Genomic DNA, 10,918 nt, shown 5'->3' with positions numbered 1-10,918 from the left:
ATTGTAATAGTAGAAAAATTATAATAAATAATGGATGACAAGAGTCTTTTATTCATTATGAGAAAAAGAAGGAATCTCCTATGAACCAACAAGAAATATTCACGTAAGATGGAAAAAAGTGCTGTAATCGAAGAGGTTGCAGCATTTTTTTCTTCGACATTTTTCGAACATTATAACGTACCTATCCGGTCACCGCCATGCTCCGATTTGATTTCTATATCAAAAATCAGATCGGAGGAAAGATAAATGGCTTATAACAAGACAAGTGAAGAACGAAAGTGGAATTATTGGAAAGAACAGGAAGAAAAGAAATTGCGTGAACTGGGAATGGAAGAAGAGAAGATCCAAAAGCTGCGCCAGATGGACAGGGAAGACTTTCTGGAAGAGCGCAGATACCGGGAACATCTGGATGAAACGATGCAGGATATGGATTCCATAAAAGAAAAGGACAGCGAGCTGTTTGCAAGGGATGTAAAGGAGCTTCTGGATCACATAGGTGATAAGCGAATCTATGAACTATTGAAAGAAACGGAGCATCAGACACTGGAAATCCTCTTACTCAGTACATGGGGATATTCTGGAAGAGAAGTTGCTAAGATTATGGGAATGGCAGAACAGACGATTTATACCAAAAGAAACCGTTTGAGAAAAAAATTAAAAAATTTATCAAAAATTGAATAATTATGGCGTTTTTCGTCGGCTATTTAATAGGCAGGTAAATTTTGCCAGTGTACTTTGACAACCTCATACCAGCATTACAGGTACGTTCCCGTAAGTAGAAGCGTGGCAGGAAGACGCGAGGACAGATGAAAAGGGCATGGAAGAAATTAGACCAGAAAGTGAGAGGCAGAGTTCTTTTGTGGCGTTTTCGTTTCGAGCGAATCATCTTTAACTGAAACAGGACCGTGGCGGTCTTTTGCGAGGATCACTTACGAGGGGATAATGATACATAGGAACTGCCAGTGAGCAGAGGATGGACTTTGGGTTGTAATCAGCAAGACTTTTAGAAAATCCGTGAGCGGTGCAATGCCAAGCATCCGCCTGTAATGTTCCCGTAAGGCAATGGGGGAGTCGAGGACAAATACAACGCCAAAAATCAAAAGTATAAGAAATCAAGGAAGAATGTGTCGTTGATATCAGATACATACGGCTGTAGGGAGAAATCCTTTACAGCCGTATTGATGTGATATCAGCACGCATATCAGGTAACAAATTATGTATTACACAAGAGAATATCTCAATAGAGCGCATCGAGAAATTGATACTATTTTCCGAGTGCTGTTCCCGGAACATGGAATGGCAGTAAGGGAAGAACAGATTATGTTATGCCACAAAATGCTGGATAACCTGCTGGGAAGAAACATAGCACTGTGTGACGCGGGTGTCGGTATCGGCAAGACGTATGCCTATCTGGTGGCCTGTGTTCTGATGAGAAAATATTCCCTCCTTGCAGAAGGATGTTCCCCTTATGAGCAGCGTCCGGTCGTGATATCCACTTCCAGCATTGCACTCCAGAAAGCAATTCTTACAGAATATATCCCTTTTCTCTCCCGGATTCTTCAGGAGAACGGGACGATTCAGGCCCCTATTAAAGCTGTGATACGAAAAGGGAAAGAGCATTTTGTCTGCGATGAGAGGTTGGAGCACCGAATCGTTGCAATCGAAGAAAAAAACAAAAATGCGTTGCAGAAAGAAGCTCTGCTGTCGTTGAAAGAACATTATGATATGGACGAAGTGTCCAACTTAAGTGGGTTTGACAGAAGGATGGTGAGTGTACCGAAGTTCTGTTCGGGAGACTGCCCGAAAAGAGGCTCATGCAGGTATCAGCAGTATCTGGAGCGTTCCAGAGATCATGAAATGTTCATTCAGATCTGTAATCACAATTATCTGCTGGCTGATGGTTATCACAGGCTGCAGGATTACCGCCCGTTATTAAAAGACTACCGAGCATTGATTGTCGATGAAGCACATAAGCTGCCGGATGCGGCAAAGCAGATGTTTGGGAAGAGCCTCTGTTATGACGATATCCGAGAAATCTGCTTTTATCTTGGGAATGAGTACCAAGGCCCGGAGATAAGAAAACTGTCCGGGACGATCCGGATGGTGCTGGACATCATAGGAGAAAACCACAGAACCAGATATGGGATAAAAGAAGAATTCCACATGACAGAAGAGTGTGCAATGTATTTATATGAGGGGATACAGACCATGAATAAGATCATAGAAAAATTAGAAAAGAAGATTCCAAAGTGGATCAGAAACAAGCTGGAAGAAACCAAAAGTGTGCTGGAATGCTTTTTCCATCAGGATAAGAAGTATGTGCTGCATCTGAAGCAGGACCATGACCACCGGATTATATTGTGTGCATCCAGCAGACGGATTCCACAGTATCTGGACCAGATGTTATGGAGCAGAGGAATGGGAGCGATTCTGACAAGCGGAACTTTAAAAACCGGACAGGGATTTTCCCACATTCGGAAAATGACAGGATTACAGAGAGTGCGGAGAGTCCGGGAATATGTGGCAGACTCCCCGTTTGAATATCAGAAGAACTGTCTGTTATATCTGCCAAAGAATTTGAAGACATGCAGAAGAGAAAGTCAGGAAGAGGCAGAGATGATAGCAGGCCATATCCATTCACTGATCTGTTCGACTTACGGGCATACGCTAGTGCTGTTTACATCTTATCATTTGATGGGAAACGTTTACCAGATGTTAAGGGATGAAATTCCGTTCCCGATGATAGAGGTGTGGAGACATTCACCGGAAGAGATCACAAGATTTAAACAGATGGACAATGCTGTCCTTTTTGCAGCCGGCTCCTGTTGGGAAGGAGTAGACTTCCCTGGAGATATGGTATCTTCGCTGATTATAGTAAAACTGCCCTTTGCTGTTCCTGATCCCATCAGTGAAGCACAGAAGAAGGAATATGCCAGCCTGAAAGATTATATTCAGGCAGTGATTGTTCCAGACATGCAGAAAAAACTAAGACAGGGATTCGGACGTGCTCTCCGCACCGAGACAGATACTTGTGTCGTGTCCATTTTAGACGAGCGTGCAGGAGAAGGTGGCAGGTATCATGAGGAAGTAATGTGTGCGCTTCCGAGCTGCAAGATGGCAAAAGATATCAAGGATGTCCAGCACTTTATTCGAAACCGGAAAGGCGTGGAATACTACCTGTAACCGTTCGTGGTTCTGCTACAGAAAAAGCAGATTTTGCACGAAAAGTTTGGTGGTATTTCAAGGGCGTTTTCGGTGGGATTGTTGGTATTGATGAATAGCTATTTCGGCATGAAGTGGGTATACTGTGTATAGCGTTAGAGGAAAGGAGGCAGCTTATGATATACAAGGTGGAAACGATAAAAGATGGAACAGAAAAATATTTTTTCATCAGAAATCTGGAAACAATGAGTATTGAAGAACTGCCAAGTAAATATCTAATGCATAAGATTAAATGTAAACGTTCACCAAATACAGTGAAACGCACAGCATTTTCAATCTGCTATTATATGAAATATATGGCAGAGAAAGAAATGGAACTCACAGAAGTCTATCAGTTAGATTATGAAAAACAGACAGAACACTTTGTGGAATTTTTATACTGGCTTAAAGCCGGAAACCATACAGAGCAAACGGCTGGAGAAAAGAAGTGTCCGAATGAAGGAACCTGCAACGCATACTTAAAAGATGTGTTCAGGTTCTATTTATTTATAGAGGCAGAATATGAACAGTACGGAAGTCTCAAAACCTTATCGTATAACCAGATTATAGCGGTTAATCAGGTGGGAGTAAAAAAGGTACTGCGGAATCATTCTTTTAAAGCCTATCTGAAGGAAGAGGAACATCGTGGGAGAACAGCAAAAGAAAATCAGATTATTACAATTTTACAGGCCTGTACGAACCGAAGAGATCAGCTTCTGTTACTTATGTTAGCAGAAACCGGATACAGAATTGGGGAACTACTGGGAGTAAAATATGTCAAAGATATTGATTATAGGAATCACATGATAAGGGTATGCTTCCGGGAAGATAATGAAAATGAAGCGAGAGCCAAAAATGCGGAATACAGAAGTGCCAAGATAAGTAATGATACGTTTGAATTTCTCATGGATTATCTGGCAAAATATCGGAAAATCCTGCAACATCAGGATTACCTGTTTGTGAATATCATGGGTGAGAACATTGGAAAGCCATTAAGAGTGGACAGTGTATATGATATGTTGGACCGAATGGAAAAGAAAACCGGAGTTAAAATCACACCCCACATGTTACGTCACTATTTTGCAAATATGCGAAAGCAGGCAGGATGGGAACTGGAAATGATCAGTCAGGCATTGGGGCATAAACATTTGGATACGACTATAAAGTATCTGGACTGGCTGGATGATGAACTGATAGAAGCAAGTAATGAGTTTTATGCACAACACACTGCTATTTATGGGGCGGAACGTCTGCTGGAGTAGGGAGGTGTGAGAAATACCTATATATTTATTGCAACAGGCAGAACACATAACAGAATCTGAAGTAGATATTGAGAAGAAAAAGCAGGAACTATATTCAGAAATTGATGCACTTGGAATAAAAAGCGATTCAAGAATTAACAAATTGAAAAAGTTCTTGGCAGATAGAAAAATCTGGCATCTGGAAGAAATGGATTATCCTTTGCGAAATTCGTATGAACAATATTTAAGAGGACAGATACGATCACAAATTGTATCTTTCTATTTGAAAATATATGATACGGTAAAACAACAACATATCTATCAACAAATGCAGACGCTAAATGGAAAGCGGATATATGAATGGAAATATCAAAATAAAATTTATTTTCTGAAGTATTATCCGGAAAAGGAAATAGCTGAGACCTTTGAAACTTCTTATAAAACAAACCTATTGGTGTGGGATTTTACACAAAATTGTTCAGAAGTTTTAAAGAAACAAATTTTTTATACGTTGAGTCGTATCATTGCCAATACTTCAATGTCTAAGGCTTATAGAAATGTCAGGTTAAAATCCTTAAAACTTCTTTATGATTCTTGTGTTCAGTTAAATATTACGGATATTGGATTGCTGGAAATGGAACAAGTGGAAACTATTTTAAAGAATTTTCCCGAAACGAGTCAACGAAGTATTTTAGGTGAATGCAGAAGAGATGCGTTTATGCAGCAGGAACAGATCCAATGGGAAGCAAATGTATGGTATCTGGAACGATTACATCTTGGAAAACATCGGATAGACGAAAGTAAATCCTTAATTAGCATTTCTTTTATGGAAGTCAAGGAAATACAGAATCGAGAAATTTTACAGGCATACATGAAATATGAACTGGGAATTACTGGACAGGCAGTCAGCACGATTGTACGAAGATTTGTATGTATTAGAAATTTTATTGAACTGCTGGAACAAGAAAAGATACTGGCGATTCATGCAACTGTCGCAGAAGTAAAAAAGTATGCAGACGGCTTGCGAGAACGGGGAATACAGGCAAAGGGATTTAATGAAAGAATTTTCGGTATCGGTCATTTTTATAAATTCATGGAAGTTAAACAGTATATTACAAGAATGCCATTCCGAATTGAATATTTCCAACAAAAAGAAGTAATAGTACATCATGATCGTAGCGTTGAGGAAACAGTATATATGGAAATTTTGAAAAAATTATATCTTTTTCCAGAGCGATTACGATGTATGTTCCTACATCTGTGGTGTCTAGGATTACGGGCGAGTGAAGTGTGTACATTGAAAGGAAATGCTTATTATCAGCAGGGCGAGGATTATTGGATTCAGGTGTATCAGGTCAAAATGAAGAATTATAAAAGGATTCCAATCCCACAGGCACTTTATCAGATTATGAAAGTATACTTGAAAAAACATGAAATTCAGCCTGAAGAATTCATTTTTAAAAACAGCAGAGGTGGTGCTTGTCTATATGGTACATTCCGAACTCAGATGATAGAAGCGTGCCGGGAAAATAAGATTGCAAATGGAGAATATTTATTTCAATCACACGATTATCGACATACAGTAGCAACTATGTTTTATGACAGTCATGTATCACTGCAAAGTATCAGGGATTATCTTGGACATACTTATGAAGAGATGACAAGACAGTATATTGATTATATGCCGCAAAGGATTGCAAAAGCAAATGATGAGTTCTTTGAAATGCAAGGAAGTAGTTTAGCATCATGGCTAAAGAAAGAGGAAAAAGATGGAAAATGATATTATATACTTCAGCGATTTCCCCAATTTACAAGAAACAGGGACACGTAAGGATAATGGAAAATTTGATTTAACGTTGCTTCCAACGCAAGAATTAAAGGAAGAGTTTCGAGGTTATATTATGTATCGCTGCAAAAACGGAACGTTTAGAGCATTGATTCAGGATCGAACAGCTTATAATCATATTGCAAAGTTTTTGAACAGCAGAATAAATCGGAGAATCAAAAGCCTTGGAGATAGAAATCCAGAAAAATGGATATCACTTTTAAAAGGCTGGATGTTAGAACAGGGAATAACTATTGTAAAAGAAAAGAAGAGTGTGTATGGTACAGTAAGCTATGGCGAAGCAGTGACGATATTATATTTCAGAAACGTACTGAAATTTTTAGGGCCAGAAGATTTACGGGATGAGATAGAAAAAGATGTTTGGGAACTAAAAAATCTGGATATTAAAATCAGATCCAATCCAATTTATAATGTAAAAACACTGGATTTCAGAAAAATATATCAGCCAGATATCAGGGAAGAATGTAAGAAAGCTGTTTATATGAATCTGCAGTATGAAGCAATAGGAACTGTACAGGGAGAATTGACAATAATGAGGATATTCTCAGAATATCTCCAAAAAGAGTATTCCAAAATAAAAAGCTGCAGTGAAATAGACAGAGAAGTGTTGGAAGAATTTTTGATACATCTGTCAACAAAAGATACTTCCCATAGTGCGAATAGTTCTTATGTAATTTCATTAAGACGACAGTTAGAGACAATCGGAAAAATTTACAGCTATGAAAGATTGGAGCATTTATTTATTAATACGGATATTCCACCGGAAGTAAATGCAGAATTTAGAGTGTATTCTGATGATGAAATGAAACGACTGAATGCGGAAATTACACAGATGGATGTACAGATTGCAAGATGTCTTCTGATACATCAGATGCTTGGAACTAGGATATCAGATACCCTTACACTGAGACCAGATTGTCTGACGAGAGAAAATGGCCAAGATATGATTGAAATATATCAAGTTAAAACTAAAAGATATAAAAAACCGATCAGTAAAGAACTTGCAAAACTGTTACAGAGTTCTATTGAATATACACAGGAAAAGTTCGGTGATACAGAATACATATTTGTTAATGAAAAAGAACCTGACCGCCCGATGCAGTATATGGCTATAAAAACAAAAGTCATGTCCATGATACAGGAAAAGCAGTTGAAAGATGATCATGGCGAATTATTCGGGTTTGGAACGCACATGTTCCGGCACTACTATGGCGTCAAACTTACAGAAATGCATCTGGATGACTGGACGATAGCGAGACTATTGGGGCATAAAAGACTGAATAATGTACAGCATTACCGGAAAATGAGCAATCAAAGAATGGCAGACGAAACCAGAGAAGTAAGACAGAGGATGAGTGACATCATATATATGAGTCTGGCAAGATGGGGTGAAGAATATGAGCAAATACGACAAGATGATTGAGGAAAATCAGAGAAAAAGTAAAGAGAAAATTGAACTGGCATTGCAAGCAATACAAGATATGCTGGCAAATAAAGAACGTATCAGCGTTCCAAAGCTGATGAAGAAAACTGGATTGTCGAGAGGATTCTTTTATAAAAATCCAACCGTCCGGGATACATTGAACCAAGCAGTAGAGCAACAGGCCGGAATGATAGATCCAAGAAGAGAAATTCTGAACATGGCGATGGAAAAACAGATTGAACTGTTGAACCAGAAGGTGGCAGCTCTGAGCAGAGAAAATAAGGAACTGAAGAGAAAGAACGAAAAGTTACAGAAGGCATTACGGAAACAGGATTTGAATTTTATTAAGAACTTATAACATTGAAAATAATAAGATGGAAGAGATGTGTGCAGACACATCTTTTCATCGTTGAGGATAAAATATATAGAATGAGAATGGGATTGTTTTATGGTATACTAAAAGTGAAATGCTAACTTTGATATGAGGTATAAAACAATATGACAGAAATACAAATTAAAAATTTAATTAAAGAATATGAAAAAGAATATATTGAGTTTATGGAAATTGAGAAATTACCACAGTATAAGATAGATTTTTTTGAAATTAATGTTGAGGAAAGCGATGCAGCAGGATTCGCTTCAGCCGCCCAAGCTTACTATAATACGAAAACAGATGAACATATATTAAGGATATGCAAAAGTTCGGAAATACCAAGGTATATTGTGTTTCATGAATTTACGCATATTTTAGATACGGAAATGTATGCAAAGCAAGATTCTTGGAAATATATGGCTTTGTCTGGTTATACAGAATATCATGCAGCACAAGTTGAATTGATGATAATGTTAGGAGCAGATAGTATACAAACTCAAGATTTTTCATTTACAGTTGATGTTGAAATAGGTAATAGTACAGTTAGGAATTACCTAAACTCAAGACATCAATTAGTAGTGAATATGATGAATAGAACAGATTTTCCAAGAGATATTGAAGCATTAAAAACAACGGTAGGTGTGCTATATAATTATTTTGGAGTGCGTTCTATATGTAAAATGTATGCGAAAGATTATACTGAAGAAGTGGATAACACAATTATTATTCAGAAACTTTCAAAAGTATTATTTGAAGAGATAAATAGCTTTATGGTTGGATGGTTTAATGAAGCACAAGTAGAGCTGAGCTTTGTGTCATATATGAAAATAATGTGGCCTATGCTTCAAAGCTATTTTGGAAAAGAATGAAAGATAGTAACAGTAAACACAGTTTTGTATACAGTTAAACCCAGTAAAATCAACGCATGAGGGGAACTGGCTACATTTTACTATCCAATCTTGAAGACCGGAATCTGTGATGCACAGGCTGCTATGGCACTTGGCACAAAACCGACCGGAAACGGAAGAAGGGAAAAGAATAGCCACAAAGCGTACACGCGGATGACCAATACTTTCTTTGAACCAGGCACCGATAAAGTGGAAGATATGATTTCCTCTATTTCCTATGGGTTTTATCTGGAAAATGCGAGCAGCGGCATGGAAGATCCGAAAAACTGGGGAATCCAGTGCTTAGTTGACATTGCAAGAGAAATCAAAGACGGTAAATTTACCGGAAAAGTATTTTCTCCGATCGTTTTGACCGGATATGTCCCGGACTTGTTAAAATCCATTTCCATGATGTCAGACGAGTGTGAACTTGCAGGAACCGGATATTGTGGAAAAGGACACAAAGAGTGGGTAAAAGTATCTGACGGCGGTCCATATATCAAAGCCAGAATCAGATTGGGATAAAAAGGAGAGAGACAGATGCGTGAAAAAATATTACAGGCAATTCGGAAATTTCAGATAGAAACCTACCTTGTGACAGAGAAAACAGTCGAGGGTGCAGAACTTTATTTTATAAAAAAAGAACTTGATATGCGCAGGATGAAACAGGATGCGGTGTCTGCGGTTACCATTTACCGTGATTTTGAGACAGACGGAAAGAAAATGCGTGGTTCCGCAAATATCAACATTTTTCCGGAGATGACACAGGAGGAAGTAGATGAGGCGGTAAAAGGTGCTTATTATGCAGCTTCCTTTGTAAAAAATCCATTTTTTGAACTCCCAAAAGGGAAAAAGAGAATAAAGTGCAGGTAAAAAGCACACTTTGTGGAAAAAGCCTTGAGGAGATCGGAGATGCATTTGTAAAAGCGCTTTACTGTGTGGATGTGCAGGAAGATGCATTCATCAATACGGCTGAGTTTTTCATGGAAAAAACAACGACTGCGATTTACAATTCAGAGGGCATTGATGTTTCTTATGAAAAAAGCAGTGTGAACGGAGAGTTTGTCGTACAGTGTATCACACCACAGGATGTCGAGCAGTATCAGGAGTTCGCATATGATGATCTTGACACAGAGGCTCTGACGGCACAGGCAAAAGAAGCATTGGAACGGGTATGCGACAGGGCAAGGGCGATAGAAGCACCGGAAAAAGGAAACTATAAGCTGCTTCTTTCCGGAAAAAATGTGCGCACACTGATCGATTTTTACATGGACCGGTCATCCTCTGGCATGGTCTATCCGGGTTATTCCAGCTATCAGGCAGGAATGGATGTGCAGGGAGAAAAAGTGCAGGGAGAAAAATTAAATATCACGCTCCATGCATCGAATCCTTATTCAAGTGAGGGAATCCCGATGAAAGATCTTACACTATTAAAAGAGGGAGAACTGAAGGCAATTCATGGAAATGCCCGGTTTGCATACTATTTAGGTGTCGAGCCGACCGGAATCTACAGTGCGGTAAAACTGGATAACGGCACTAAAACTCTTGAGGAGATGAAAAAAGAACCATACCTTTATGTGGTAAGTTTTTCTGACTTCTCCATGGATAGCTTCAGCGGATATTTTGGCGGTGAAATTCGTCTCGCCTATCTTTTCGACGGTGAGAAAGTGACGCCGGTAACCGGAGGTTCCGTCAGCGGCAATCTGTTGGAATTACAGAAAGATATGGCATTTTCCACCGAGCGTTATAAAGATAAAGATTATGACGGACCATTTGCGGTCGAATTTCATGGGGTAGCGGTCGCAGGAAAATAATGTTTTCATGATGGCGAACATGAGATGCAAGGTAAATAAAAGCAGAAAACAAAAAGGAACATTACATAAATGGAACCAAAAAAGTTTCCGTTTATGTAATGCTTTTTTTTGGTGGAGGCAGATAAAATGGAGA

General features: G+C 38.7%; 10 protein-coding genes. All 10 read left to right on the top strand.

Annotation, left to right across the window (positions count from 1 at the left end):
* Positions 1 to 246 precede the first annotated feature (246 nt).
* The 10 genes from ROSEINA2194_RS10350 (at position 247) to ROSEINA2194_RS10305 (ending at position 10,785) form a co-directional block, all read left to right on the top strand.
* Positions 247 to 681, top strand: a complete 435-nt coding sequence (locus tag ROSEINA2194_RS10350; RefSeq protein WP_007886453.1) for a helix-turn-helix transcriptional regulator — start codon at positions 247 to 249, stop codon at positions 679 to 681.
* A gap of 534 nt (positions 682 to 1,215) precedes the next feature.
* Positions 1,216 to 3,183 (top strand): ATP-dependent DNA helicase, encoded by a 1,968-nt coding sequence (locus ROSEINA2194_RS10345; RefSeq protein WP_007886452.1) that lies wholly within the window; start codon positions 1,216 to 1,218, stop codon positions 3,181 to 3,183.
* Positions 3,184 to 3,338: 155 nt separating this feature from the next.
* Positions 3,339 to 4,463 (top strand): tyrosine-type recombinase/integrase, encoded by a 1,125-nt coding sequence (locus ROSEINA2194_RS10340; protein WP_006426957.1) that lies wholly within the window; start codon positions 3,339 to 3,341, stop codon positions 4,461 to 4,463.
* A gap of 28 nt (positions 4,464 to 4,491) precedes the next feature.
* Positions 4,492 to 6,222 (top strand): tyrosine-type recombinase/integrase, encoded by a 1,731-nt coding sequence (locus tag ROSEINA2194_RS10335; protein WP_007886448.1) that lies wholly within the window; start codon positions 4,492 to 4,494, stop codon positions 6,220 to 6,222.
* 121 nt (positions 6,223 to 6,343) lie between these two features.
* Positions 6,344 to 7,711: a tyrosine-type recombinase/integrase gene (locus ROSEINA2194_RS10330; RefSeq protein WP_226853055.1), complete on the top strand. Its 1,368-nt coding sequence runs from the start codon at positions 6,344 to 6,346 to the stop codon at positions 7,709 to 7,711.
* A complete protein-coding gene (locus tag ROSEINA2194_RS10325; RefSeq protein WP_015513361.1) occupies positions 7,686 to 8,069 on the top strand; it encodes a DUF6262 family protein in 384 nt (127 codons plus the stop codon). The genes ROSEINA2194_RS10330 and ROSEINA2194_RS10325 overlap by 26 nt, the downstream gene beginning before the upstream one ends.
* Positions 8,070 to 8,209: 140 nt before the next feature.
* Positions 8,210 to 8,953: a hypothetical protein gene (locus ROSEINA2194_RS10320; RefSeq protein WP_006426953.1), complete on the top strand. Its 744-nt coding sequence runs from the start codon at positions 8,210 to 8,212 to the stop codon at positions 8,951 to 8,953.
* A 90-nt stretch (positions 8,954 to 9,043) separates the two neighbouring features.
* The gene (locus ROSEINA2194_RS10315) at positions 9,044 to 9,496 is read left to right on the top strand and encodes a metallopeptidase TldD-related protein (protein ID WP_007886445.1); all 453 of its coding nucleotides are present in this window, start codon (positions 9,044 to 9,046) and stop codon (positions 9,494 to 9,496) included.
* Between the two features lie 15 nt (positions 9,497 to 9,511).
* Entirely contained in the window at positions 9,512 to 9,844 is a 333-nt protein-coding gene (locus tag ROSEINA2194_RS10310) for a hypothetical protein (RefSeq protein ID WP_007886444.1), read from the top strand.
* Positions 9,835 to 10,785 (top strand): metallopeptidase TldD-related protein, encoded by a 951-nt coding sequence (locus tag ROSEINA2194_RS10305; RefSeq protein WP_007886443.1) that lies wholly within the window; start codon positions 9,835 to 9,837, stop codon positions 10,783 to 10,785. Before ROSEINA2194_RS10310 ends, ROSEINA2194_RS10305 begins: the two co-directional genes overlap by 10 nt.
* The last annotated feature ends 133 nt before the right edge of the window (positions 10,786 to 10,918 follow it).

The organism is Roseburia inulinivorans DSM 16841, from assembly GCF_000174195.1.
Taxonomy (GTDB): Bacteria; Bacillota; Clostridia; order Lachnospirales; family Lachnospiraceae; genus Roseburia; species Roseburia inulinivorans.
The sequence above is the reverse complement of the archived record's forward strand: the minus strand, read 5'-3'. Positions and strand labels throughout refer to the sequence as shown.

Coding starts and splice junctions, on each gene's coding strand:
- ROSEINA2194_RS10350 (WP_007886453.1), top strand. CDS start 247: ATGGCTTATAACAAGACAAGTGAAGAACGAAAGTGGAATTATTGGAAA.
- ROSEINA2194_RS10345 (WP_007886452.1), top strand. CDS start 1,216: ATGTATTACACAAGAGAATATCTCAATAGAGCGCATCGAGAAATTGAT.
- ROSEINA2194_RS10340 (WP_006426957.1), top strand. CDS start 3,339: ATGATATACAAGGTGGAAACGATAAAAGATGGAACAGAAAAATATTTT.
- ROSEINA2194_RS10330 (WP_226853055.1), top strand. CDS start 6,344: ATGTATCGCTGCAAAAACGGAACGTTTAGAGCATTGATTCAGGATCGA.
- ROSEINA2194_RS10325 (WP_015513361.1), top strand. CDS start 7,686: ATGAGCAAATACGACAAGATGATTGAGGAAAATCAGAGAAAAAGTAAA.
- ROSEINA2194_RS10320 (WP_006426953.1), top strand. CDS start 8,210: ATGACAGAAATACAAATTAAAAATTTAATTAAAGAATATGAAAAAGAA.
- ROSEINA2194_RS10310 (WP_007886444.1), top strand. CDS start 9,512: ATGCGTGAAAAAATATTACAGGCAATTCGGAAATTTCAGATAGAAACC.